Source organism: Roseovarius indicus (assembly GCF_008728195.1).
GTDB classification, from domain to species: domain Bacteria; phylum Pseudomonadota; class Alphaproteobacteria; order Rhodobacterales; family Rhodobacteraceae; genus Roseovarius; species Roseovarius indicus.
The window spans coordinates 3424145-3446570 of record NZ_CP031598.1 but is presented as its reverse complement, the minus strand read 5'-3'; the positions used below and the strand labels follow the sequence as shown (position 1 = coordinate 3446570).

The window sequence follows — 22426 nt, the reverse complement described above, 5'->3', positions numbered from 1 at the left end:
TTTTCGGGTTTCCTGAAAGTGGCCTTCGGATTTTCCGAAACTACTACATCATTCGCGGCCCGCGCCAAAGCAAATTTTTTGCGACAGCCCGCCGCGGGCGGGGCTGTGCCGGAAATGCCGATCTGTCAGGGGGATGGCGTCAGACGCCGAGGCGGTCGCGGAGGGAAAACCACGTCATCGCCAGCACCAGCAGGGGCGAGCGGAAGGCCGTGCCGCCGGGGAAGGGCGTGGTGGGGATGCGCGACATGGTGTCGAAGCCCGTGGCATCGCCGCCGATGGCGTCGGCCATGAGCTTGCCCGCATGGGTGGCGGTGCCGACGCCGTGGCCGGAATAGCCCGAGGCCGACAGGATGTTGGGGCCGAGGCGGGCGAGGTAGGGCAGGCGCTTCATGGTGATCGCGAGCGTGCCGCCCCAGGCGTAGTCGACGCGGATATCCTTGAGATGCGGGAAGATCTCGGTCATCGGCTTGCGCACCAGGGCCGCGATATCGGAGGGGAAGCGGTAGCCATAGCTTTCGCCGCCGCCGAAGAGCAGGCGGTTGTCGTGGCTGAGGCGGAAGTAGTTGACGACGAACTTGGTGTCGGCCACGGCCACGTCGCGGGTGAGGACGCGGGCGGCGTCGTCACCGAGGGGTTCGGTGGCGGCGATGAAGTTGTTGATCGGCATGACACGGGCCGCGACCTTGCCGTTGAGGCCGCCGAGGTAGCCGTTGCAGGCGAGGACCACGTGATCGGCGGTAACGGTGCCCTTGTCGGTGGCGATCTTGGCGGGCGTGCCCTCGGTGATGCTCTGCACCTCGGTGCGCTCAAAGATGCGGACGCCGGCTTCGCGGGCAGCGCTGGCGAGGCCGAGGGCATAGGCCAGCGGGTGCAGATGCGCGGCGGTCATGTCGAGCGTGCCGCCCACGTATTTCGGCGAGGGGCAGAGGGCCTGGGCCGCGGCGCGGTCGAGCTTTTCGAGATGGGGGTAGTTGTAATGCTCGGCCAGCATGTCGGCATAGGCGTGCTCTTCCTCGACCTCGCGGTTGGAGAAGGCCATGTGGGCGATGCCGGGTTTCAGGTGGCAGTCGATCTTGTGCCTGGAAATCAGCGACTTGACCAGGTCCTTGGCCTCTTCCGCCAGCTCCCAGAGTTTCGCCGCATCGTCGCGGCCGACCTGTTTCTCGACGAAATGCTGATCCATCCGCTGGCCGCTGCCGAGCTGTCCGCCATTGCGGCCCGAGGCGCCGAAGCCCACGCGGTGCGCCTCGAGCAGGACCACGTCGAGCCCCTGTTCGGCCAGGTGCAGCGCCGCCGACAGCCCGGTGAAGCCGGCGCCCACGACGCAGACATCGGCCCGCGTCTCGCCCCGGAGCGGCGCGAAGGGTTCCAGCGGGCCTACCGTCGCTGCGTACCAGCTTGGCGGGTATTCCCCCGGACGGTCGTTGGAATAGAGCAGGTTCATGCTTTCATTGTTCCAAAAATACTCACTGCGCGCCGCCTGCCACGCGATCAGACGTTGAGGAGAAGGTGCTCGCGCTCCCACGGGCTGATGACTTGCAGGAATTCCTCGTATTCGGCGCGTTTGACGATCGAGAAGACCCGGGCGAATTCAGGCCCGAGGATGCCGTGCAGGGCCTCGGCCTCTTCGAAGACGTCGAGCGCGTTGCCGAGCACGTCGGGGATGTCGGACTCGCCCGCATAGGCGTCGCCGCGGAATTGCGGGTCGGGGCGGAGTTCCTCGTTGAGGCCCAGCAGGCCGCAGGCGAGGGAGGCCGCGATGCCGAGATAGGGGTTGCAATCCATCCCGGCGAGGCGGTTCTCGATGCGCCGCGCTTCGGGCGGGGAGAGGGGCACGCGGATGCCGGTGGTGCGGTTGTCGCGGGCCCAGGCGAGGTTGATGGGGGCGGCGTGATCCTTGACGTAGCGGCGGTAGGAATTGACGTAAGGCGCCAGCACCGCGATGGCCGAGGGCAGGTGTTTCTGCAGGCCCCCGATGAAGTGGTAGAAGGCGTCGGTTTCGCCGCCCTGGGGGCCCACGAAGACGTTCTTGCCGGTCTCGGTGTCCATGATCGAGTGGTGGATATGCATGGCGCTGCCGGGTTCGTCCTCGATCGGCTTGGCCATGAAAGTGGCGAAGCAGTCGTGGCGGATGGCGGCCTCGCGGATCAGGCGCTTGAAGTAGAACACCTCGTCGGCGAGCTTGACCGGGTCGCCGTGGCGGAGGTTGATTTCCAGCTGGCCGGCGCCGCCTTCCTGGGTGATGCCGTCGATCTCGAAGCCCTGTGCCTCGGCGAAGTCGTAGATGTCGTCGATGACGGGGCCAAATTCGTCGACGGCGGTCATGGAATAGGCCTGGCGGGCCGCGGCGGGGCGGCCCGAGCGGCCCATCATCGGCTCGATCGCCTTGGCCGGGTCGAGGTTGCGGGCGACGAGGAAGAATTCCATCTCGGGGGCCACGACCGGTTCGAGGCCTTTCGCGCGGTAGAGTTCGACCACGCGTTTGAGCACGTTGCGCGGCGAAAAGGGGATCGGCTCGTCCTCGCGGTCGTAGGCGTCGTGGATGACCTGAAGGGTCCAGTCGCCTGTCCAGGGGGCGGCGGTGGCGGTGGTCATGTCCGGTTTGAGGATCATGTCGCGTTCGATGAACCCTTCCTCGCCCGCCGCTTCGCCCCAGTCGCCGGTGATGGTCTGGAAGAAGATCGAGTCGGGCAGGTGGAAGTGCTTCTGCCGGGCGAATTTCGAGGCCGGCACGGCCTTGCCGCGGGCGATGCCGGGCAGGTCGGAGATGATGCATTCCACCTCGTCGAGGCGGCGCCCTTCGAGATACTCCTGGGCCGCCTCGGGTAGTTTGTCTTTCCAGTCGGCCATTCTCAGGCTCCCTTCTTGAAGAACGCCGCCATGCGGTCGGCGAAGCGGGCGGCATCGGTGGGCGCATCGAGGCGGGCGGTGGCCCCCTCGAGCAGCTCGTCGGGAACGACGCCCTTGCCGCGCAGGCGGATGAGGTCCTCAACGATGTCGGGGCCGAATTCGGGGTGCGGCTGAATCGTCAGGATGCGGTCATCATAGACCAGGGCGGCGTGGGCGCAGAAGTCGGATTTGCCGATGACTTCGGCGCCTTGCGGGACTTCGGTGACCTGGTCCTGGTGCCAGGCGTTGAGCGCGAAGGTCTCGCCGTCGAGGTCGTATTCGGTGCGGCCGACGGACCAGCCGCCGGGGTACTTGATGACCTTGCCGCCGAGCGCCTGGGCGATGATCTGGTGGCCGAAGCAGACGCCGATCATGGGGCGGCCGGAGGCATAGACGGCGCGGATGAACTCCTCCAGCGGGGGGATCCAGGGGTGATCTTCGTAGGCGCCGTGCTTGGAGCCGGTGATCAGCCACCCGTCGCAGGCGTCCGGTGCGGAAGGATATTGTTCATCGACGACGTTGTAGGTTTCGAACTCGAAGCCGCGCCCCGCCAGCAGTCGCGCGAACATTGCATCATAGTCGCCGGCCCGTTCCTGGAGTTCGGGAACGGCGTGGCCGGTCATCAAGATGCCGATTTTCATCTCTCACCTGTAATTTGATCAAATTAAGGATAGCGCAGCTCGCCACCCTTGGGCAAGCCCCGACTACACCGTTCCGAGATAGGTTTTCCAGTGTTGCGATTCCGGGATATCCGCCATCAGCCGCACCTCCTGTCGCTTGGTCATGCAGAGGTTGCGGATAAGGCCCTTGGGGAAGGCGCGGGCGATGAAGGGGTCGGTCTCGAAAAGGTCGATGGCGGCCTCCCAGTCGGGGGCGAGCTGGGGGAGGTCCTGGTCGTAGGCGTTGCCCTTGATGGGGGCCGGGGGCGTGAGGCCGTCGTCGATGCCGGTGATGGCGGCGCCGAGGACGGCGGCGAACATGAGGTAGGGGTTGATGTCGCCGCCCGCGACGCGGTGTTCGATGCGGCGGGCCGCGGGTGCGCCGCCGGGGATGCGCAGGGCCGCCGTGCGATTTTCATAGGCCCAGCAGACGGAGGTGGGGGCATGGGCGCCGGGCACGAGGCGGGTGTAGCTGTTGGCGTGGGGCGCGAAGATGAGCGTGCTGGCGGGCATGGCCTGAAGGCAGCCCGCGACGGCCGAGAGCAGGGTGGCGGAGCCCTCGGGGCCGCCATTGTCGAAGACGTTCTTGCCCTCGGCATCGAGCACCGAGAAGTGCATGTGCATGCCGTTGCCGGCGTCGTCATCGAAGGGTTTGGCCATGAAGGTGGCGGCCATGCCGTGGCGGCGGGCGAGGCCGCGGATCAGGGCCTTGAAGAGCCAGGTGTCGTCGGCGGCGCGGAGCGCGTCTTGGTGGTTGAGGGTGACCTCGAACTGGCCCAGCCCGCTTTCGCTGGTGGTGGTCTGGGCCGGGATGCCCATGGCGGCGCATCCGTCGTAGAGGGCGGAGAGGAAGGCGTCGAACGCGTCCATGTGGGTGAGCGACAGGATGCCGGGGGCGCCGGTACGGCGGCCGGTCTGGGGGTTGCGGACCGGGCGCAGCGATTTGCCGCTGTCGTCGACCAGGGTGAATTCAAGCTCGGTGGCGGCCATGACCTGCCAGCCGCGTTGGGCGAAGCGGTCGAGGACGTCGGTGAGCGCATGTCGCGGGTCGCCGTCGAAGGGGCGGCCGTCGTCGTGGTACATGGACATCGGAACCAGCGGCTGGGGCGTGTCGAGCCAGGGCAGGGGCACGGGCCCGCGGCCGGTGGGGCGGAGCATGCCGTCGGCGTCGCCGGTCTCGAAAACCAGCGGTGAGTCGTCGATATCGGCGCCGAAGATATCGAGGTTCAGGGCCGAGAGGGGCATCCGCACCGCGCCGTCATCCAGCTTTCGCGCATAGCCGCCGGGCACACGTTTGCCGCGCATCTGACCGTTGAGGTCGCAGGCGGCGACGCGAATCGTCTGATACTCTGCTAGCTCCATTGGCCGGCTCCGTTCGTGGTGTCGGGCCAATCTAAGCGCAAGGGCGGGGCGCTGCCAAGGTAATTTGATCAAAAAATTCCGGGTCGCGAAACCGGCGTTTCGCCACGTCGGTATCACGTCGGTATTCTGTCGGTATCGCGTCGGTGCGGGAGCGGTGGCCCGGTTTCCTGTGGAGGGTCAGGAGACCGGGCCAGGCAAGCATCAGCCCGCGACGGAGGCCTTGTAGATGCTGTCGATCGACTTCTTGAGCTGCGCGTCGAAGTCTTCGTCCGACTGCTGGTCGGAGAGGCCTTCGGTCAGCGCGCGGGAGAAGCTGGCGATCATGCCGGTGTTCTGCGAGAGGCGGTCGTTGGCCTCGTCCCGCGAATAGCCGCCCGAGAGGGCCACGACGCGCATCACGCGGTCATGGTCGATGAGCGGTTTGTAGTGGTTCGCGGTCTCGGGGAGGGTGAGCTTGAGCATCACGTCACGGTCGGCGGGAAGGGTGTCGAGATGCTTGGCAATCTCGTCGCGCAGAATCGACTCGGCCTCGGCCTTGTCGGAGATCGAGATGGTGACCTCGGGCTCGATGATCGGGACGAGGCCCGCATCGAGGATCTCGGAGGCGATGGCGAATTGCTGGTCGACGACGGAGGCGATGCCCGAGGGCGAGGCCGCGTCGATGACCGAGCGCATCTTGGTGCCGAAGATACCGGCGGCGTTGGCGCGCACGAGCAGGTCCTTGAGGCCCGGCATCGGTTTCATCAGGCGCACGCCGTCGGTTTCGTCATCGAGGCCCTTGTCGACCTTGAGGAAGGGGACGACGCCGCGCTCTTCCCAGAGGTAGGCGGAGGTGGGCTTGCCGTCGATGTCGCGGTCCATCGTCTGTTCGAAGAGGATCGCGGCGAGCACGCGGTCGCCGGTGAAGGCGGGCGACTTGATGATGCGGGTGCGCATCTGGTGGATGAGGTCGAACATCTGCTCTTCGCCGGAATAGCGGTCTTCCTCGATCCCGTAGAGGCGCAGGGCCTTGGGGGTGGAGCCGCCCGACTGGTCGAGGGCCGCGACGAACCCGTCGCCCGTGCGCATTCTGGCTGCTTGATCTTCTTTCGACATGGAAATGCTCCGCCCTTGAAATTGGTGATTTGCGGCGGTTTCGCCGCGCTTGCCCCTCTTAGGCGAGGGTTTGAAGCGTTGCAATTATGGTGGCGCTAACAGGAGTGGGCGATGCTGCAGAGCGGCAAGAATTGGCGTGGAGACGGGCGGAGGGCGGTTATCCGAACGCCACGAGCGCCACCGAGGCCAGCAGCAGCACCGCGAAGGCGATGTTCACCATGCGGGAGGCTTTGGGGTTCCGGAGCGTCTGGGCGAGGCCGGCGCCGACCGAGAGCCACAGGGTGTTGACGATGAGGATCACGACCATGACGATCGCGGCCTTGGTGAGCCCGTCCTGCACCGGGGCGCCGGGGAGGAGCGTGTAGCCGGAAAAGAGCGCGCCCATCGCGGCATAGGCCTTGGGGTTCGACAGCGAGAGCAGGACGCCCGCGTACCAGCGGGGCGCGCGGGCGCGGGTTTCGTCGGGCAGGCCCGAGAGCGGCGGGGCGGTGGCGATGCGCCAGGCGAGGTAGAGGAAGTAGAGGACGGCGGCGGCGGTGATGAGGGGGGCAAGGCCGGGGATGGCGAGGATCGCGCCGGAGATGCCGGTGCCGACGATGACGATGACGAGGCCGACGCCGGCGGAGAGGCCGAGCATGTAGTTGAGGCCCTTGAGCCGCCCGAAGGAGGCGCCGACGGCGGCGACGCTGAGCGTGTTGGGGCCGGGGCTGCCGGTGAGGGCGAAGGCGGCGATCAGGAAGGAGGCGAGTTCGTCGAACATGGCGGGAGTGTAGGGCGGCGCGACGGGGGATGCATCCGGAATTGTGGGGGGGGGCAGAGTTCCCGGGACGGGTGATCGGGAGTGCCCCGCCCCGGGTGAGCCGGGGCCTCTTGTGGAGAGGGGCCCCGACCCTGATGCCGAACCGGCTTGGTGGTGGTATGGTTACTTGCCGGTGGTCGGCACCATGATGTGCGCGTAGTCGGTGCCCTTCCACATCACGTAAGGTCCGCCATTGTGGGGATCGGTCGACATGCCTTCGAGCGAAGCCGCGTCGGGCACGATGATCATCAGGTGCGGGCCTTCGACGATCCAGTCATTGCCGGGGGTCTCTTCCTCGGCATAGGGATCGATGTTGCTGGCGCCGCCATCGCCGGCGAGCATGTAGGAAATGCCGATGGTCGATGCGGTGAAGGGCTTCTTGTTCATCCAGGCATCGGCCCAGGAGGCCCATTCCGCGTCGAGGCACATCGGTGCCGTGCCGTTCAACGTGGGCGGGGTTGGGAAGCAGGTGAAGCCGTTCGAGCCCTGTTGCAGGGTGTTGCCGTCCCAGTCCATCACGGTGGCGTTATTGGCAATCTCGTCCGGGGCCGCGCTTTTGGCATCGGCGAGCAGCGCGTCGGTATCGGCTGCGAAGGCCGCGCCGGCGAGGCCTGCGACGAGGGCGGCGGCGGTGGCTGTGGTAATCGGGTGCATATCATCTCTCCCATATTGGTGTGTCTGGCGGGACGTGCGGAGCCGCTATTCGGCTGCCAGCGCGTGGACATCGGCGGTGGTCAGGGCTTTGCCTCCGATGGCCCACTGGCCCGAGGCCACGTCATGGATGCGGACCCAGGTGACCTGGCGCATGGCCTCGCCTTCGATGGAGACCATCGTGTCGGTGACCTTCTCGATCATGTCCTGTTTCTGTTGCGGCGTGAAAACGCCTTCGATGACGTGAATATCGACGAGCGGCATGGTCTTTCTCCTTTTGATTGCAGAGGGCGCCGAACCATTCGGCACGCAAGGAGGAGACTGGCCCTAAAACACCGGACAAGCTTGTCGGCAGGCTGAGGATATCTTGGTGATTTCATGGGGGTTTGGTACGCTGGGTGCATGAAATACCGGTTCCACGATCTTGAACTCGACACCGGGCGCAGCCTTTTGCGCCGGGACGGCGAAGAGGTTGACCTCGAGCCGAGGGCCTTTGCCGTGCTGAGTTTCCTCGTGGCGCATCGCGACCGGGTGGTGTCGAAGGATGAGCTGGTGGAGGCCGTGTGGGACGGGCGGTTCATTTCGGACGCTGCCATTTCGACGGCGGTGAAGGCGGTGCGGCGGGCGGTGAATGACACCGGCGCCGAGCAGAATTCGGTGCGGACGCTGCGGGGGCGGGGGTTCCGCTTCGTGGCGCCGGTCGAAGTGGTCGTGGCGGCGGAGGTTGCGGTGGAGCCCGCGCCGGTGACGGTTCCGGCCGAGGATGGCCGGCCGTCGATCGCGGTGCTGCCGTTCCGGCTGTTCGGCGGGTCGGAGGATTATGCCGCCATCGCCGATGCCATTCCGGCCGAGCTGATCGCGTCGCTGTCGCGGCTGCGCTGGCTGAAGATCTTTGCGCGCGGCTCGTGCTTCCGGTTCCGGGAGGATGCGGCCGATCTGGCGTCGATCCGCGGGAAGCTGGGGGCGCATTACTGTTTGTCAGGGGCGGTCGAGGTTTTCGACCGGCAACTGGCGATCACGGTGGAGCTGAACGACACGCGGAGCCAGGCGATTGTCTGGAGTGACCGGTTCAGCGGGACGATGGACGACGTCCACGAGATGCGCGGCACGATTGTGGCCCACGTGGTGACGGCGCTGGAAATCCATATCCCGCATCACGAGGCCGAGGCCGCGCGGCTGCGGGCGCCGCAGAGCCTGGATTGCTGGGCGCTGTATCACCTCGGCTTGCAGCACATGTACCGGTTCAACAAGGCGGACAATGCGGCGGCGGTGGGGCTCTTCGACCGGGCCGTCAAGCTGGAGCCCGGCTTCGCGCGGGCGCATGCGGCGCGGTCGTTCACCAGCTTTCAGAACGCGTTTCTCAATTACACGCCCGACCCGGAGGCGGATATCCGGGATGCGCGGCGGTTTGCAGAGCGTAGCGTGGAGCTGGACCCGTATGATCCGCTGGGGAATTTCACGCTGGCGCGGGCGCACTGGCTGGAAGGGGAGCCGCAGGCGGGGCTGGGCTGGCTCGACCGGGCGGTCGAGATCAGCCCGAACTTCTCGCACGGGCATTACGCCCGCGGCTGGACCGACGTGATGGCCGGGCGCAGCGGCGATGCGCTGAGGCATGTGGGTACGGCGATCGAGCTGAGCCCGCTCGATCCGTTCCTTTACGCCATGCAGGCGACGCGCGCCTTTGCCCACCTGATCGACGGCGACACGGAGAAGGCCGCCAGATGGGGGGAGCATGCGGCGCGGACGCCGGGGGCGCATTACCTGATCGGCCTGATCGCGGCGGTCGCGCACGAGATACACGGCGATCACAAGAGCGCCGCCTACTGGGCCCGACACGCCAGTTCGCGCCGGCCCGGGGCGTCGGTCGACCGGTTCTTCAAGGCCTTTCCGTTCTCGGACCCGGCGCTCCGGCGGTCGATCTCGGATGCGCTGAAGCGGACTGGTATTCCGGAGGGGTGAAGGCCCGGTGGCGGGAGCAGCCCCGGATCAGGTCCGGGGCGCGGGAGGTCAGCCCCCCAGCGCCGCGACGCCGGGCAGGGTCTTGCCTTCCATCCATTCGAGGAAGGCGCCGCCGGCGGTGGAGATGTAGCTGAAGTAATCCGCCGCGTTGGCCTGGTTGAGGGCCGCGACAGTGTCGCCGCCGCCCGCGACGGCGATGAGCTTGCCGGCATGGCAGAGACCGGCCGCGTGGGCGGCGGCCGCGTTGGTGGCGCCGTCGAAGGGCGGGGTCTCGAAGGCCCCGAGGGGGCCGTTCCAGATCAGGGTGGCGGCGCGGTCCATCGCTTGCGTGATGTGGAAGACGCTGTCGGGGCCGGCGTCGAGCATCATGGCGTCTTCGGGGCAGTCCTCGGTGCGGACGATCTCGAATTCGGCGCCTTCGCGCAGTTCCTTGGCGACGACCACGTCGCGGGGCAGGATCACCTCGCAGCCGGTCTTGGCGGCCTTTTCGGCGATGGCGCGGGCGGTGTCGGCCATGTCGTGCTCGCAGAGCGAGCGGCCCACGTCGAGGCCTTCCGCCGCGAGGAAGGTGTTGGCCATGGCGCCGCCGATGACGAGGATGTCGACCTTCTCGATCAGGTTCGAGAGCAGGTCGATCTTGGTCGAGACCTTGGCGCCGCCGACGACGGCCATCAAAGGCCGGTAGGGGTTGCCGAGGGCGGTTTCCAGCGCCTCGAGTTCCGACTGCATCAGCCGGCCGGCGCAGGAGGGCAGGAGACGGGCCAAAGCCTCGGTCGAGGCATGGGCGCGGTGGGCGGCGGAGAAGGCATCGTTGCAGTAGACGTCGCCGAGCGCGGCGATGCGCTTGGCGAAGTCTTCGTCATTGGCTTCCTCGCCCGGGTGGAAGCGGATGTTTTCCAGCAGAAGCACCTCGGCCTCGCGGGCTTCCTGGGTGAGGTTCTCGGCGCCGTCGAGGGTTTCGATGAACTGGACGGAATGGCCGAGCGCCTCTTCCAGCGCGGGGACGAGCTGGCGGAGGGACATCTCTTCGACCACCTTGCCCTTGGGCCGGCCGAAATGGGCGATCAGCATCGGCTTGCCGCCCTTGTCGAGGATGGCCTGCACGGTGGGGACGATGCGCTCGATGCGGGTGGCGTCGGTGACGCGGCCGTTCTCGACGGGGACGTTGATATCGACCCGGGTCAGCACCGTCTTGCCGTCGAGGTCCAGATCGTCGAGGGATTTCCATCTCATGGCCCGCATCTCTTTCGCTTGGGGTAATTCCGTGGCCCCTATTGGCGGCTCGGGGCAGGGGCGTCAACCTCCGCCGAGGGTCGGTAGCGCCAACATTTGCAGGCGGTCGGGCGGGAGGCCGCGCAGGGCGGGGAGTGTCGCGTCTTGTCCATCGCGGGGATAGGTCTTAGGACTCTGCGGACGTAGATTGACAGGAGGGCCCGATGGCCGAAATCAACGACCCGGAAAACACCATTCTGATCGAGCTGAAGGACGGCACGGTGACGATCGAGCTTCTGCCCGACATCGCCCCCGGCCATTGCGAGCGGATGAAGGAGCTGGCCCGCGCCGGCGCCTATGACAACGTGGCCTTTCACCGGGTGATCGACGGCTTCATGGCCCAGACGGGCGACGTGAAGAACGGCAACATGGAGCAGGATTTCAACCTGCGCCTGGCCGGGACCGGCGGCAGCGACAAGCCCAACCTGAAGGCCGAGTTCAGCCGCATCCCGCATGACCGCGGCACGATCGGCGCGGCGCGGAGCCAGAACCCGGACAGCGCCAACAGCCAGTTCTTCATCAACTTCAAGGACAACCATTTCCTGAACGGTCAATACACGGTCTATGGCCGGGTGATTTCGGGCATGGAGCATGTGGACGCCATCACCCGGGGCGAGCCGCCCCAGAACCCCGACCGGATGATCAGCATGAAGGTGGCCGCCGATGCATAAGCTTGCGATTGCGTTCAGCCTGCTGGCCTCGCCCGCGCTGGCGACGGGGCTTGAGATCGAGGTGGCCGGGGAGGCCAACGGCACGATCACGATCGACCTGCTGGAAGACGTGGCGCCGGGGCATGTGGAGCGGATCACCACGCTGGCCGAAGAGGGCGCCTATGACGGCGTCGTCTTTCACCGGGTGATCGAGGGCTTCATGGCGCAGACCGGCGACGTGGAGTTCGGCAAGCTCGAAGGCGGCGACATGAGCCGGGCCGGGATGGGCGGCAGCGAGCTGCCCGATCTCGAGGCCGAGTTCAGCGACGAGCCCTTCGAGCGTGGCGTGGTCGGCATGGCCCGCAGCCAGGACCCCGACAGCGGCAACAGCCAGTTCTTCATCATGTTCGCCCCGGCGACCCATCTGAACGGGCAATATACCGTGGTGGGCCGGGTGACCGACGGCATGGAGGTGGTCGACGCCATCAAGCGCGGCAAGGGCCGGAACGGTGCCGTGATCGGCGAGCCGGACGTGATGACCAGCGTCACGGTCACCGACTAGGCGTTTCGCGCCCCTGAAGAACTGCCCTTGCGGGCGGCCCGGCTTCGCCATAGGGTCGCCCGCGAGGAGACCTGAAAGACCCGATGCGCGCCCCGTTCGCGACGATGATCGCCCGCCCGCTTTGCGCTTTTGCCGCCCTGGCCGAGACTGGCCGGAGGCAGGGTTTCTTCCCCGTCAAAACCCATCCCGGATGCGCCCTGAAGGCCCATTCCCCGCGCCGGCGGTGCCCGCGCGTGTCATTCCCGGACGCCTGAGACATGGACCCATACCGCCCGACCGGATACGAGCCGCTCGATACGCTGAAACCCGTGGCCGAGGGGCTGTGGCTGATCGACGGGCCGGCGCATGCGCATGGGCGCATTCCGTATCCGACAAGGGCCACGGTGGTGCGGCTGGAGGGGGGCGGGCTTTGGGTGCATTCGCCGACGCCGTTGACCAGGCGGCTGCGGGCCGAGGTGGATGCGCTGGGGCCGGTCAAGCACCTGGTGGCGCCGAACCATGCGCATGTGGCGCATCTGGGGGACTGGGCGGAGGCCTATCCGGAGGCGGCGTGCTGGGCGCCGCCCGAGGCCGGGGTGGGCCGCGCGCGCTCGCTGCAGGCCAGTGGTGCGGAACCCGACTGGGAAGGGCAGATCGACCAGATTTCCGTGCGGGCGGGGCCAAAGCTGACGGAGGCCTGTTTCTTTCACCGCGCGTCGCGCAGCCTGATCCTGACCGACCTTATCGAGGCGATCGAGACGCAGCATATGCCGGTGCATCTGCGGCCGGTTTTCTGGTTGTCGGGCACCGACCATACGGCTGCGCATATGCGCCCCAGCTATCGGTGGGCGCTGAAGCGCGAGGACAAGGCGGCGCTGGCCGACGATGTCGAGGTGATGATCAGGTGGCGGCCGCGGCGGGTGATCCTGGCGCATGGGCGCTGGGTGCCGCATGACGGGGTGGCGGCACTGGAGTATGCCTTCCGCAAGGTGCTGCGGGCGCGGCGGTGGGAAGTGGCCTACGAAGAGTTCGAGAAGGGCCGGGGCGTTTAAGAGATTTCATGCCTCCGGCGGGGATATTTTTCGCCAGAAGAAGCTTGGGTGTTCTGGGTTTCTTCTGGCTGGAAATATCCCGGGGGTTTGGGGGCTGGCCCCCAATCTACCGGATCAGGTTCACCCGCAGTTTCAGGCCGCGGCGCGCCTCTTGCGGCAGGTGGCGGTTGAGGCGGCGGTTGATGAGGCCGAAGAGCCCGATGATCACCAGGGTCAGCAGGATGAAGTAGCCCGCGAGGATCGGGTAGGGCACGAAGGGGTTGAAGGTCTTGTCGGCGAAGAACTTGGCGTAGTAGAGTGCGTCGCCGCGCTGGCCCCAGGCCGGGAAGGCCGAGAAGAACACCAGCGTGGTGGCGTGGAAGAGGAAGATGGCCTCGTTCGTGTAGGCGGGCCAGGCGAGGCGCAGCATGGTGGGCCAGACGATGCGCCGGAAGCGGGCGAGGCCGGTGAAGCCGTAGGCGTCGGCGGCCTCGATGTCGCCCTTGGGGATGGCGCGCAGCGCGCCGTAGAAGATTTCCCCCGAGTAGGCGGCGGTGTTGAGGAAGAGCACGATCAGCGCGCCGAGCCAGGCCGAGGTGAAGGGGTCGAACCACGGGTGGACCCCCTTCAGCGACAGGAAGAGGAAATAGGCGAAGAAGAACTGGATGAAGAGGGGCGAGCCGCGGAAGACGAAGATGAACCATTCCGAGGATTTGCGGATCAGCCGATTTCGGGAGGATTTGCCGACCGCCACGGCGGTGGCGAGGAAGAAGCCCGCCAGCAGCGCCAGGGTGCCGAAATAGACGTTCCAGATCAGGCCCGAGCCGATCAGGGTGAAATGTTCGCAGAGCGTGTAGCCCTCGCGCGGGAGGAGGCGTTCGCCGATGCCGACGGAGCGGAGGGCGTAGTCCTGGATGGTTTGCCAGCAGCTCATGCGCCCGCCTTCCGCTGGGCTTCGCCGGCGGTGGTGGCCTGGCCGTGGGAGAGTTTGACCATCAGCTTCTCGAGGAAGATTTCCGAGACGCGGGTGAAGCCGAGGTAGAAGACCAGCAGCGCAAGGAAGTACCACATCCGCCAGTCGCCATGCGGGTAGTCGGTAAAGCGGGGGTTGGCCGTGCCGCCGAGTTCGCGGGCCCAGTAGACGATATCCTCGACGCCGAGGAGGAAGAGGAGCGGGGTGGCCTTGATGAGCACCATCCAGAGGTTCGAGAGCCCCGGCAGGGCGTAGACCCACATTTGCGGCACGAGGATGCGCCAGAAGGTCTGGCGGCGGGACATGCCGTAGGCCTCGGCCGTTTCCAGTTGCGCCCGTGGCACGGCGCGCATGGCGCCGAAGAGAACGTTGGCCGAGAAGGCGCCGAAGACGATGGCGAAGGTCAGCACGGCGAGGAAGAAGCCGTAGGTTTCATGCACCCATTGCGGGGAGGTCGAGAGCGGCAGCTTGGCCTGCGCGCAGACGATGAAATCGTTGCCTTGCCGAATGGGCTGATCCCAGCCGGGGCATTTCACCTCGTGGCGGATCCATTCGAAGAACTGGTCGAGGGCGATGACGAAGAAGAGGAAGAAGGCGATATCCGGCACGCCGCGCACGATGGCGATATAGGCCTTGCCGAACCAGCTTAGGGGCGCGATGCGCGAGCGGGCGGCGACGGCGCCGCCAAAGCCGAAGGCCAGCGCGACCGGGGCGGTGATGCCCAGCAGGGCCAGCACCACGAAGACGGAGACGTAGAGCGACATGTGCTTGCCGGTGGTCATGTAGCAGGCAAGCCACTGGAAATTGCCGAGCGTCTCGGGATCTGTGCAGAAGGCGAAAATGGCCGGTGTCCCCCATCCACGGGTCTTGGCGCCCGTTGGCAGAAGGGGCGGGCCCGGTCAGGCCCGCCCCCGCGATCGATCAGAAGGTCGTGGCGACCTCCCATTTGGTGATCATCTCGTTGAGCGAGCCGTCGTCCTTCATCGACTGGATGGCCGCGTCGAGCGTCTCTTTCAGCTCGGTGTCGCTTTCGCGGACGCCGAGGCCGACGCCGCCGCCGATTTCCTCTTCCTGCGAGAGGAGCATCAGGGCGTCTTCCTCGGCCGCGATGGGCGCGAGGTAGGATTTGTCGGCCAGCACCGCGTCGGCCTCGCCGTTGCGGACGGCGGCGATGGTTTCCTCGGGCGTGGCGAATTCGACGAGCGTCCAGCCCTTGTCGGCGATGAAGGCGGCCTGGATCGTGCCGGTCTGGGCGGCGATCACGGCGCCTTCGAGGTCGAGGCCTTCATCCATCGCGAGATAGGCGGAAGGGTCCGGCGGGGTGTAGTTCTGGGTGAAGTCGATCACCTCGTCACGCTCGTCGGTGATGGACATGCCGGCGATGATGACATCGTAGTTGCCCGAGACGAGGTTGGGGATGATCGAATCCCAATCGTTGGTGACCCATTCGCAGGTCAGCTCGGCGCGGGTGCAGAGCTCGTCGCCGAGCTCGCGCTCGAAGCCGTCGACTTCGCCGCTGTCATTGATGAAGTTCCACGGAGGGTAGGCGCCCTCGGTGCCGAGGCGCACCACGTCCTGGGCCATGGCCAGGCTGGCCGAGGTGGCCAGCGCGGCGACGGATAGGATGAATGTTTTCATTGGTTTCTCCCTTGCTTGGTGGTTGGTCAGTCGGCCATGGTCGAGCTGAGAAACTGCCTCAGCCGCTCTGATTTCGGTTGTCCGAAGAGGGTGTCGGGCGCGCCTTCTTCCTCGATCAGGCCCTGATGGAGGAAGATGACGTGATCGGACACGTCGCGGGCCATTTTCATGTCGTGGGTGACGATCATCATGGTGCGGCCTTCGCCGGCGAGGTCCTTGATGACGCGGACGACCTCCTGTTCGAGCTCGGGGTCGAGGGCGGAGGTGGGTTCGTCGAAGAGAAGCGCCTCGGGCTCCATGCACAAGGCGCGGGCGATGGCGGCGCGTTGTTGCTGGCCGCCGGAAAGCTGGGCGGGGTAGACATCGCACTTGTCGCCGATGCCGACTTTGTCGAGATAGCCGCGGGCGGATTTCTCGGCCTCGGCGCGGTCGCGGCCAAGGACGGTGACCGGCGCCTCCATCACGTTTTGCAGGATGGTCAGGTGGGCCCAGAGGTTGAACTGCTGGAAGACCATGGAAAGGTTGGTGCGGATGCGCAGCACCTGCTTGGCATCGGCGGGGTGGCGGCCGAGGCCGCTGCCGCGCCAGGTGACGGGCTCGCCCTTGAAGATGATGTCGCCCTGCTGGCTGTCTTCGAGAAGGTTGGCGCAGCGCAGGATGGTGGACTTGCCGGAGCCGGAGGAGCCGATCAGCGAGACGACGTCACCCTTGTGGGCGGTGATGTCGACGCCCTTGATGACTTCAAGCGCGCCATAGGCCTTGTGCAGGTTGCGTATCTCGATAACGGGCGTGGCGTCGGCCAAGGGCAGCATCCCTCAAGGTTTCAACGGTCTGGCTGCGGTGCAGTAGGGCGGAAAATCCGGGCCAATGCAACGTCCAAAACGGAACATTATCCGCCGGGACGGGCGAATTGACGCCTCGTCACGCCGATATGGCGGTTGCTTGGGCGGTTCCGTTACGCGGGCGGCGGTGGGTTGGGGATGGCGAGGTAGGCCTCGGGCGGGAGGCGGACGAGGCCCTTGAGGGAGAGGGTGGTGCGGTCTTCGGGGGAGAGGTCGGCGATGGCGGCGGCGATGGCGTCGAAGAGGGGGGCCGGGTCGCGTGTGGCGGCGGTGATGTAGGGCAGGACGGGGGTGGGGATGGTACGGTCGATTTCGCGGAGGTCGGCGGCGAAGGGGTCGTGGCGCTGGATGAGAGACCAGGTGAGGGCGTCGAGGGCGGCGAGGTCGGCCTGGCCTTCGGCGACGGCGCGGGCGGAGAGGCGGTGGCCGCCGGTTTGATGCGGATTGGTGAAGGAGAAGCCTTGCGCGAGGGCGTGGTTCTGGGGGGCGGCCCAGCCGCTTTGGGAGAGGGGTTCGTTATAGGCGAAGGGGGCGTCGGCGAAGGCGCGCAGGTCGGTGCGCGGGTCGTCGGCGCGGGCCACGAAAACCGAGCGGTAATGGCCGGGCGGGCACCCGTCGAGGCCGTAATCGGGTGTGCCGACGAGGGTGACCTGCCCGTGCAGGCGGGCGCGGTAGGGGTAGCCGCAGGTTTGCGAGAGCACGAGGTCGGGGGCGAGCCAGTGCTCCCACAACTCGCCGGTGCGGGTGAGGGTGTCGGGGCCGTGGCCGAGGCGGGTGCGGATCGCCTGCCAGTACCGATCGTTCGCGGCCGCGGTTTCCGGCCGGTCGTACATCGGCAGGCTGGCGAGGCTCACCCCTTTTCGACTTTCTGGCGGGCGAGGGCGCTGTCGCGGTCGCTGATGCCGAGGAAGTTGGAGGCCATGCGGATGAGCGCATCCTCGTCGGCGTCGCGTTCGCCGTCGGCGAGCGCCACTTCCCACAGCGCCTCGATCACGCCGGTGCGCTGTTCGTAGGGCACGGCGTCCTTGATGGCGCGGGTGAAGCGGACGGTGTCGGGGGCTTCGGATTCGAGCTGTTCGGCGTCGGCGCGAAGGTCTTTCGCGCCGGCGGTGTCGAGCTGGTAGCGCCGGGCGGCGATTCGCTCGATGTGGTCGACCTCCTTGGCGTCGTAGAACCCGTCGGAGCGGGCGATGCGGACGAGGAGGGCGGTGAGGGCCAGCCGGGCGTCGGCATCGTCGAGCTGCTCGGGCTCGGGCTGGATGAGCTTGGATAGGAAATCTGCAAACATGGGGGAGATATAGGCGCGGGCGGGGCCGGCGCCAATCACTAACTGAGGAAGGCGGTTTCGCGGGCGCGGGCGCTGTCGGATTCGGAGAGGCCGAGCGCCTCGCGGGCGCCCTCGATGACCTCGAGTTCGGCCTCGTCGATGTCGCCGTCGGCGAGCACGATTTCCCACAGCACCTCGAGCGCGTCGACGCGGGCTTCGAAACTGACTGTTTCCCGGATGATGTGTGCGAAACGGTCCGTTTCCGGGGCCTGCTTCTCGAGCTTCTCGGAGGTGGCGCGCATCTTGGCGGCCTCGACCGGGTTGAGGCCGTAGAGGCGGGAGAGAAGGCGGTCGATGCGGCTGATTTCATCGACCCGGTAATCGTGGTCGGACATGGCCACGCGCACCATGAGGGCCCCCAGCGCGAGCTTCTCGTCGGGCTCGGGGAGGGGGTCGGGTTTGGGCGCGGAAAACGCGTGAATCAAACGACTTAGCAGGGCTTTGGCTTCCATGACGGGCTCCATCCGTGCCGGGGCGCGGCGGGGGGGCGCGGGCCGGCGCTGGGCGCCCGTTGGGGGCGCGTCGTCGCGTCGGCGTGGTGGCCTTGTCCCTCCCGCGGTGACCGGGGTGTTTTGCCGCACTCTTATCGTGCCGGGGCGGAATGACAATCGGGCGAATGACGGTCGGGGCGCGGGCGTGGTTCAAAGGTCGCAGGAGGGCCACAATTGCTCCCAACTATTTGCGCTTTGTCGGGCCAGAGAGGTGGGCAAATGAAGATGCGCGGTGCAACGCGCGAAGACGGAGCTGCCGATGCCGCCTTTTGACAAGTGTTCGTGGTCAATGAGTAACAAGGATGAACAGCTGAAACGGGTCCGCGCCGCCACCGCCGAGGAATTGCGGCGCATGGCGCGGACCTATGACTGGTCGAAGAACCCCGAGGCGGTGCTGGGCTGGATGATGGCGCAGAAGGGGATGGACCTGTCGAGCGCGCTGGTGGTGTTCTTTAACGGCGATCCGGGGCGATTCAACTACCTGTCGAAAAAGGATGTCCCGCAGGAGTTTCGCGGCGCGGCAAGGGTGCTGGACAATATCTGCTTGCGGATGAACAGCGGCTTCTACCGGGTGCGGGCGGGGCAGAAGCTGCCGGCGCGGGCAAAGCTGGATGCATGGCTGGATTACCAGCGGGCCGACCGGGCCGAGGGGCGCCGGGGGCGGTGGATCCTGGACGAGGGGATCATCGAGGCGGCGCTGATCGGCAAGCGGCAGCCGCCGCTGGCCGAGGAGCCGGCCGATATCGACGCGATCCGGCCGTTGCAGGGGCCGGGCGCGGTGCAGGGGTTCATCGCGGAGCTGATCGGGCCGGGCCTTGGGGCGCGGCTGCAGCGGATGCTGCCGCGGCGGGGGTAGACGTCAGACCAGCCGCGACGTCTCCACCGCGGCTTTCACGAAATCGGCGAAGAGCGGGTGGGGGGCGAAGGGTTTCGACTTGAGCTCGGGGTGGAACTGCACGCCGATGAACCACGGGTGGTCGGACCATTCGACGATTTCTGGCAGGCGCCCGTCGGGGGACATGCCCGAGAACCGGAGGCCGCAGGCTTCCAGTTGCTCGCGGTACTTGATGTCGACCTCGTAGCGGTGGCGGTGGCGTTCGTCGATGGTGGTGGTGCCGTAGACCTTGGCCACGCGCGAGCCTTCCTTGAGGACCGCGTCATAGGCGCCGAGGCGCATGGTGCCGCCCTTGTCGTCGGAGACCTTGCGCTTGACCTTCTCGTTGCCCTGCACCCATTCCTTGAGGTGGTAGACGACCGGGGTGAAGCGTTTCTTGCCGGCCTCGTGGTCGAATTCCTCGGAGCCGGCATCGGTGAGACCGGCGAGGTTGCGGGCCGCCTCGATCACCGCCATCTGCATGCCGAGGCAGATGCCGAGATAGGGGATCTTGCGTTCGCGGGCGAACTGGGCCGCCTTGATCTTGCCCTCGGTGCCGCGTTCGCCGAAGCCGCCGGGGACGAGGATGGCATGGAAGCCCTCGAGATAGACGGCCGGGTCTTCGGTGTCGAAGATCTCGGCGTCGACCCATTCGACGTTGACCTTCACCCGGTTGGCCATGCCGCCATGGGTGAGCGCCTCCTTGATCGACTTGTAGGCGTCTTCGAGCTGGGTGTACTTGCCGACGATGGCGACTTTCACCTCGCCGTCGGTGTGGTGGATGCGGTCTTCGACATCCTGCCACTTGGCCATTTCCGGTTTCGGCGCGGGGGAGATGGCGAAGGCGTCGAGCACCGCCTGGTCGAGCCCTTCGCGGTGATAGGCGAGCGGCGCCTCGTAGATGGAGTTGAGGTCGTAGGCCGCGATCACCGCCTCGGTGCGGACGTTGCAGAAAAGGGCGATCTTCTCGCGTTCCTTTTCCGGGATCGGCTGTTCGGAGCGGCAGACGAGGATGTCGGGGGCGATGCCGATGGATTGCAGCTCCTTGACGGAGTGCTGGGTCGGCTTGGTCTTCAGCTCGCCGGAGGCGGCGAGGTAGGGCAGGAGGGTGAGGTGCATGAAGATGCACTGGCCGCGGGGCCGGTCGTGGCTGAACTGGCGGATGGCCTCGAAGAAGGGGAGGCCCTCGATGTCGCCCACGGTGCCGCCGATCTCGCAGAGCATGAAATCGACCTCGTCATCGCCGATCTGGATGAACTCCTTGATCTGGTTGGTGACGTGGGGGACGACCTGGATGGTCTTGCCGAGATAGTCGCCGCGGCGTTCCTTTTCGAGCACGTCGGAATAGATGCGGCCGGAAGAGACGGAATCGGTCATCCGGGCGGGGACGCCGGTGAAGCGTTCGTAATGGCCCAGGTCGAGATCGGTTTCGGCGCCGTCATCGGTGACGAACACCTCGCCGTGTTCGAAGGGCGACATGGTGCCGGGATCGACGTTCAGGTAGGGGTCGAGCTTGCGCAGGCGGACGGAAAAGCCGCGGGCCTGCAGGAGCGCGCCGAGGGCGGCCGAGGCCAGCCCCTTGCCCAGTGAAGAAACAACGCCGCCTGTGATGAAGACATACCGCGCCATGCGCCGAAACCCCCGTGATTCTGCTCGTGTTCAAACGGGCCCGCACGGCCGATTCGGCCGCAGCACCACGGGACTCAAGTAATAAAGCATTCACGCCAAAGGCGCAAGCTGACCGCAAGATGCTGTTGCGGTGTTCAGACCTGTCTCAATCGGTTGTGGTCAGTCTGCGGTCGGTGTGAGCGGGGCGTCGTCGCCCTGCGACGGCGGCAGGAGGTCGTCGCTGGTGGCCGGCATGTCGGGCGCGCTTTCTTCCTGCGCGGCCGGACGGTCGGTGATCCGGTCGAGGACCGAGGAGCCCGAGGAGGTCTGTGCCGCGATGATCGTGAGGGCGATCGAGGTGGCGAAAAGGCCGATGCCGAGAATCCATGTCAGTTTGCCGAGCGCGGTGGCCGCCGACCGACCCGCCGTGGCGTTGCCGCCGCCGCCACCCATGCCGAGGCCCCCCCCTTCGGAGCGCTGCAGAAGCACCACGACGATCAGCGTGAGCGTCAGAAGCAAATGGATGAGGAGGATGACGTTTTCCATGCGGACTGCCTTGCGGTTCGGAACAGGCGCTATCTATGCGTTTCGGGACGGGGCTGCAACCCGGGTTTTCAGGTGCTGTGGGTCCGATGTGTCGTGCGGGCGGCGCGGCTCGCCAGCCCTTGCGGGCTGTCTCGCGGGTTTCAGCGCCGGCGGGTGAGGCCGAGGGCGGCGAGCGCGTGGTGCAGGCGGGTGGAGAGCGGCAGGCGGTGTCGGAGGGCGCGGGTGTGGGGCGTGGCGGATTTGCGGTCGGCCTCGTGCAGGTCGATCACCCGCTCGGCACAGCCGCAGCCTTCGCCGAGGCCGACCTTGGTGTAGTAGAATTTCTGGAAGTCGTGGTCGGGGTTCGGCATAGGCTGACCTCCTCAGCGGTTCTGCCGCTCGGCTTCGTATTCTGCAAGATAGTCTTCCAGCACGCGGATGATCATGCGCACGTCTTCTTCCTCGTGCCCTTCACGGATCAAGTCATGGCCTTCGGCCACGATGCGGGGTGTCACGAAGTCGCCATTGGCGGCGTAGGTTTTCAGATCGCGCAGGGCGTCCATGACGGTTTGCTTGGGGTGAAGAAGGTGAGAATTCGCGAATGACCTTTCAGCGACATCCCTGACCTGGGATGGCCTGTCGAGGTGAAAGAAGCTGTCATCGCCGTCGTGGAAGTAGGCCTCGGCATCCGGGCTGAATTGGCAACAGAACGCGTCGAAGGATTTCATCGTGAACGGGGGGAGGTGGTGCTTTCGAATGCGGCGGGTCATTCGTCCACGTCGTCCATATCCGCCTGGCCGCTGAGCCTGCGGCGGACGTGGCTCCAGCTGAGGCCGATGCCGAGGACGAAGGCGAGCGCGATGAGCGCCAGCCAGACGATTTGCGAGGTGTCGCGGAGCGTCAGCAGGCCGTAATCGTAGAGGACCCAGACCACCGCCGCGACGACGGCGATGACCATGAACATGCCGAAGGCCCCGATGGAGCGCAGGGTGGCGCGCAGGTAGATGATGTAGCCCACGAATAGCAGCAGGCCCAGCAGCACCGCCAGCGGCATCTGGTCGTAGAAATTGCCCCGGACCCAGGTGACATAGTTCCAGTCGGTCGGGTTGAACGTGGCGACCAGCAGGACGAACGCCGCAACGAGACGCCAAATAAACCCTGTCATGTCTGCCCCCTCGTACCAACCGGTGTTTCCCTTCCATCGCGCAACCGCGCGCGGCTGTCCAGCCCCCAGACGTGC

26 protein-coding genes are annotated in these 22426 nt (G+C 66.5%); 5 read left to right on the top strand and 21 right to left on the bottom strand.

Going from position 1 to position 22426, the window contains the following annotated elements; genetic code table 11:
* Positions 1-139 precede the first annotated feature (139 nt).
* The 8 genes from RIdsm_RS16465 to RIdsm_RS16430 form a co-directional block, all read right to left on the bottom strand.
* The gene (locus tag RIdsm_RS16465) at positions 140-1444 is read right to left on the bottom strand and encodes an NAD(P)/FAD-dependent oxidoreductase (protein ID WP_057818711.1); all 1305 of its coding nucleotides are present in this window, start codon (positions 1442-1444) and stop codon (positions 140-142) included.
* A 47-nt stretch (positions 1445-1491) separates the two neighbouring features.
* Positions 1492-2850 (bottom strand): glutamine synthetase family protein, encoded by a 1359-nt coding sequence (locus RIdsm_RS16460; protein ID WP_057818709.1) that lies wholly within the window; start codon positions 2848-2850, stop codon positions 1492-1494.
* 2 nt (positions 2851-2852) lie between these two features.
* The gene (locus tag RIdsm_RS16455; RefSeq protein ID WP_057818707.1) at positions 2853-3530 is read right to left on the bottom strand and encodes a type 1 glutamine amidotransferase; all 678 of its coding nucleotides are present in this window, start codon (positions 3528-3530) and stop codon (positions 2853-2855) included.
* A gap of 63 nt (positions 3531-3593) precedes the next feature.
* On the bottom strand, positions 3594-4910 hold the full coding sequence (locus RIdsm_RS16450; protein ID WP_057818705.1) for a glutamine synthetase family protein: 1317 nt from the start codon (positions 4908-4910) through the stop codon (positions 3594-3596).
* 201 nt (positions 4911-5111) lie between these two features.
* The gene (locus RIdsm_RS16445; RefSeq protein WP_057818703.1) at positions 5112-6005 is read right to left on the bottom strand and encodes a fructose bisphosphate aldolase; all 894 of its coding nucleotides are present in this window, start codon (positions 6003-6005) and stop codon (positions 5112-5114) included.
* Between the two features lie 157 nt (positions 6006-6162).
* On the bottom strand, positions 6163-6765 hold the full coding sequence (locus RIdsm_RS16440; protein ID WP_057818701.1) for a LysE family translocator: 603 nt from the start codon (positions 6763-6765) through the stop codon (positions 6163-6165).
* Between the two features lie 162 nt (positions 6766-6927).
* Positions 6928-7458, bottom strand: coding sequence for a hypothetical protein (locus RIdsm_RS16435; RefSeq protein ID WP_057818699.1), 531 nt, complete (start codon positions 7456-7458; stop codon positions 6928-6930).
* Positions 7459-7503: 45 nt separating this feature from the next.
* Positions 7504-7719, bottom strand: coding sequence for a tautomerase family protein (locus tag RIdsm_RS16430; protein ID WP_057818696.1), 216 nt, complete (start codon positions 7717-7719; stop codon positions 7504-7506).
* Between the two features lie 138 nt (positions 7720-7857).
* Between RIdsm_RS16430 and RIdsm_RS16425 the strand changes: the two genes are divergently transcribed.
* Positions 7858-9414 (top strand): winged helix-turn-helix domain-containing tetratricopeptide repeat protein, encoded by a 1557-nt coding sequence (locus RIdsm_RS16425; RefSeq protein WP_057818780.1) that lies wholly within the window; start codon positions 7858-7860, stop codon positions 9412-9414.
* A gap of 48 nt (positions 9415-9462) precedes the next feature.
* On the opposite strand, the gene RIdsm_RS16420 is transcribed toward RIdsm_RS16425, so the two are convergent.
* Positions 9463-10647: a phosphoglycerate kinase gene (locus RIdsm_RS16420; protein WP_057818778.1), complete on the bottom strand. Its 1185-nt coding sequence runs from the start codon at positions 10645-10647 to the stop codon at positions 9463-9465.
* 203 nt (positions 10648-10850) lie between these two features.
* On the opposite strand from RIdsm_RS16420, the gene RIdsm_RS16415 reads away from it, so the two are divergent.
* The 3 genes from RIdsm_RS16415 to RIdsm_RS16405 all read left to right on the top strand — a co-directional run bounded on the left by RIdsm_RS16415 (position 10851) and on the right by RIdsm_RS16405 (position 12929).
* The gene (locus RIdsm_RS16415; RefSeq protein ID WP_057818695.1) at positions 10851-11357 is read left to right on the top strand and encodes a peptidylprolyl isomerase; all 507 of its coding nucleotides are present in this window, start codon (positions 10851-10853) and stop codon (positions 11355-11357) included.
* Positions 11350-11898 (top strand): peptidylprolyl isomerase, encoded by a 549-nt coding sequence (locus RIdsm_RS16410; protein ID WP_057818694.1) that lies wholly within the window; start codon positions 11350-11352, stop codon positions 11896-11898. The genes RIdsm_RS16415 and RIdsm_RS16410 overlap by 8 nt, the downstream gene beginning before the upstream one ends.
* 257 nt (positions 11899-12155) lie before the next feature.
* Complete coding sequence (locus tag RIdsm_RS16405; RefSeq protein WP_057818692.1) at positions 12156-12929, top strand: DUF4336 domain-containing protein; 774 nt, start codon at positions 12156-12158, stop codon at positions 12927-12929.
* Between the two features lie 106 nt (positions 12930-13035).
* On the opposite strand, the gene RIdsm_RS16400 is transcribed toward RIdsm_RS16405, so the two are convergent.
* The 7 genes from RIdsm_RS16400 to RIdsm_RS16370 all read right to left on the bottom strand — a co-directional run bounded on the left by RIdsm_RS16400 (position 13036) and on the right by RIdsm_RS16370 (position 18140).
* Positions 13036-13842 carry an ABC transporter permease gene (locus tag RIdsm_RS16400; RefSeq protein ID WP_057818690.1) on the bottom strand — a complete coding sequence of 269 codons (807 nt, stop codon included), beginning with the start codon at positions 13840-13842 and terminating at the stop codon, positions 13036-13038.
* Positions 13839-14723, bottom strand: a complete 885-nt coding sequence (locus tag RIdsm_RS16395) for an ABC transporter permease (RefSeq protein ID WP_057818689.1) — start codon at positions 14721-14723, stop codon at positions 13839-13841. The genes RIdsm_RS16400 and RIdsm_RS16395 overlap by 4 nt, the downstream gene beginning before the upstream one ends.
* Before the next feature lie 79 nt (positions 14724-14802).
* Positions 14803-15519: a transporter substrate-binding domain-containing protein gene (locus RIdsm_RS16390; protein WP_057818687.1), complete on the bottom strand. Its 717-nt coding sequence runs from the start codon at positions 15517-15519 to the stop codon at positions 14803-14805.
* A 26-nt stretch (positions 15520-15545) separates the two neighbouring features.
* Positions 15546-16322: an ABC transporter ATP-binding protein gene (locus RIdsm_RS16385; protein WP_057818776.1), complete on the bottom strand. Its 777-nt coding sequence runs from the start codon at positions 16320-16322 to the stop codon at positions 15546-15548.
* 152 nt (positions 16323-16474) lie between these two features.
* Complete coding sequence (locus RIdsm_RS16380) at positions 16475-17194, bottom strand: phosphate/phosphite/phosphonate ABC transporter substrate-binding protein (protein WP_057818685.1); 720 nt, start codon at positions 17192-17194, stop codon at positions 16475-16477.
* Between the two features lie 17 nt (positions 17195-17211).
* Positions 17212-17649 carry a tellurite resistance TerB family protein gene (locus RIdsm_RS16375; protein ID WP_057818773.1) on the bottom strand — a complete coding sequence of 146 codons (438 nt, stop codon included), beginning with the start codon at positions 17647-17649 and terminating at the stop codon, positions 17212-17214.
* A 38-nt stretch (positions 17650-17687) separates the two neighbouring features.
* On the bottom strand, positions 17688-18140 hold the full coding sequence (locus RIdsm_RS16370; RefSeq protein WP_143100313.1) for a tellurite resistance TerB family protein: 453 nt from the start codon (positions 18138-18140) through the stop codon (positions 17688-17690).
* 328 nt (positions 18141-18468) lie between these two features.
* On the opposite strand from RIdsm_RS16370, the gene RIdsm_RS16365 reads away from it, so the two are divergent.
* Complete coding sequence (locus RIdsm_RS16365) at positions 18469-19035, top strand: hypothetical protein (RefSeq protein ID WP_057818683.1); 567 nt, start codon at positions 18469-18471, stop codon at positions 19033-19035.
* A 3-nt stretch (positions 19036-19038) separates the two neighbouring features.
* On the opposite strand, the gene RIdsm_RS16360 is transcribed toward RIdsm_RS16365, so the two are convergent.
* From RIdsm_RS16360 to RIdsm_RS16340, 5 genes are all read right to left on the bottom strand, one after another.
* Positions 19039-20682 carry a CTP synthase gene (locus RIdsm_RS16360; RefSeq protein WP_057818681.1) on the bottom strand — a complete coding sequence of 548 codons (1644 nt, stop codon included), beginning with the start codon at positions 20680-20682 and terminating at the stop codon, positions 19039-19041.
* A gap of 159 nt (positions 20683-20841) precedes the next feature.
* Positions 20842-21207: a preprotein translocase subunit SecG gene (gene secG, locus RIdsm_RS16355; RefSeq protein ID WP_057818679.1), complete on the bottom strand. Its 366-nt coding sequence runs from the start codon at positions 21205-21207 to the stop codon at positions 20842-20844.
* 140 nt (positions 21208-21347) lie between these two features.
* A complete protein-coding gene (locus tag RIdsm_RS16350) occupies positions 21348-21557 on the bottom strand; it encodes a hypothetical protein (RefSeq protein ID WP_057818677.1) in 210 nt (69 codons plus the stop codon).
* 12 nt (positions 21558-21569) lie between these two features.
* The gene (locus tag RIdsm_RS16345) at positions 21570-21956 is read right to left on the bottom strand and encodes a hypothetical protein (RefSeq protein WP_057818675.1); all 387 of its coding nucleotides are present in this window, start codon (positions 21954-21956) and stop codon (positions 21570-21572) included.
* Positions 21953-22351: a DUF6524 family protein gene (locus RIdsm_RS16340; protein WP_057818673.1), complete on the bottom strand. Its 399-nt coding sequence runs from the start codon at positions 22349-22351 to the stop codon at positions 21953-21955. The genes RIdsm_RS16345 and RIdsm_RS16340 overlap by 4 nt, the downstream gene beginning before the upstream one ends.
* Between the last annotated feature and the right edge of the window lie 75 nt (positions 22352-22426).

Excerpts from the sequence above, each read along its gene's own strand:
- RIdsm_RS16465 (WP_057818711.1), bottom strand. The coding sequence starts at position 1,444 with ATGAACCTGCTCTATTCCAACGACCGTCCGGGGGAATACCCGCCAAGC.
- RIdsm_RS16460 (WP_057818709.1), bottom strand. The coding sequence starts at position 2,850 with ATGGCCGACTGGAAAGACAAACTACCCGAGGCGGCCCAGGAGTATCTC.
- RIdsm_RS16455 (WP_057818707.1), bottom strand. The coding sequence starts at position 3,530 with ATGAAAATCGGCATCTTGATGACCGGCCACGCCGTTCCCGAACTCCAG.
- RIdsm_RS16450 (WP_057818705.1), bottom strand. The coding sequence starts at position 4,910 with ATGGAGCTAGCAGAGTATCAGACGATTCGCGTCGCCGCCTGCGACCTC.
- RIdsm_RS16445 (WP_057818703.1), bottom strand. The coding sequence starts at position 6,005 with ATGTCGAAAGAAGATCAAGCAGCCAGAATGCGCACGGGCGACGGGTTC.
- RIdsm_RS16440 (WP_057818701.1), bottom strand. The coding sequence starts at position 6,765 with ATGTTCGACGAACTCGCCTCCTTCCTGATCGCCGCCTTCGCCCTCACC.
- RIdsm_RS16435 (WP_057818699.1), bottom strand. The coding sequence starts at position 7,458 with ATGCACCCGATTACCACAGCCACCGCCGCCGCCCTCGTCGCAGGCCTC.
- RIdsm_RS16430 (WP_057818696.1), bottom strand. The coding sequence starts at position 7,719 with ATGCCGCTCGTCGATATTCACGTCATCGAAGGCGTTTTCACGCCGCAA.
- RIdsm_RS16425 (WP_057818780.1), top strand. The coding sequence starts at position 7,858 with ATGAAATACCGGTTCCACGATCTTGAACTCGACACCGGGCGCAGCCTT.
- RIdsm_RS16420 (WP_057818778.1), bottom strand. The coding sequence starts at position 10,647 with ATGAGATGGAAATCCCTCGACGATCTGGACCTCGACGGCAAGACGGTG.
- RIdsm_RS16415 (WP_057818695.1), top strand. The coding sequence starts at position 10,851 with ATGGCCGAAATCAACGACCCGGAAAACACCATTCTGATCGAGCTGAAG.
- RIdsm_RS16410 (WP_057818694.1), top strand. The coding sequence starts at position 11,350 with ATGCATAAGCTTGCGATTGCGTTCAGCCTGCTGGCCTCGCCCGCGCTG.
- RIdsm_RS16405 (WP_057818692.1), top strand. The coding sequence starts at position 12,156 with ATGGACCCATACCGCCCGACCGGATACGAGCCGCTCGATACGCTGAAA.
- RIdsm_RS16400 (WP_057818690.1), bottom strand. The coding sequence starts at position 13,842 with ATGAGCTGCTGGCAAACCATCCAGGACTACGCCCTCCGCTCCGTCGGC.
- RIdsm_RS16390 (WP_057818687.1), bottom strand. The coding sequence starts at position 15,519 with ATGAAAACATTCATCCTATCCGTCGCCGCGCTGGCCACCTCGGCCAGC.
- RIdsm_RS16380 (WP_057818685.1), bottom strand. The coding sequence starts at position 17,194 with ATGTACGACCGGCCGGAAACCGCGGCCGCGAACGATCGGTACTGGCAG.
- RIdsm_RS16375 (WP_057818773.1), bottom strand. The coding sequence starts at position 17,649 with ATGTTTGCAGATTTCCTATCCAAGCTCATCCAGCCCGAGCCCGAGCAG.
- RIdsm_RS16370 (WP_143100313.1), bottom strand. The coding sequence starts at position 18,140 with ATGGAAGCCAAAGCCCTGCTAAGTCGTTTGATTCACGCGTTTTCCGCG.
- RIdsm_RS16365 (WP_057818683.1), top strand. The coding sequence starts at position 18,469 with ATGAGTAACAAGGATGAACAGCTGAAACGGGTCCGCGCCGCCACCGCC.
- RIdsm_RS16360 (WP_057818681.1), bottom strand. The coding sequence starts at position 20,682 with ATGGCGCGGTATGTCTTCATCACAGGCGGCGTTGTTTCTTCACTGGGC.
- secG (WP_057818679.1), bottom strand. The coding sequence starts at position 21,207 with ATGGAAAACGTCATCCTCCTCATCCATTTGCTTCTGACGCTCACGCTG.
- RIdsm_RS16350 (WP_057818677.1), bottom strand. The coding sequence starts at position 21,557 with ATGCCGAACCCCGACCACGACTTCCAGAAATTCTACTACACCAAGGTC.
- RIdsm_RS16345 (WP_057818675.1), bottom strand. The coding sequence starts at position 21,956 with ATGACCCGCCGCATTCGAAAGCACCACCTCCCCCCGTTCACGATGAAA.
- RIdsm_RS16340 (WP_057818673.1), bottom strand. The coding sequence starts at position 22,351 with ATGACAGGGTTTATTTGGCGTCTCGTTGCGGCGTTCGTCCTGCTGGTC.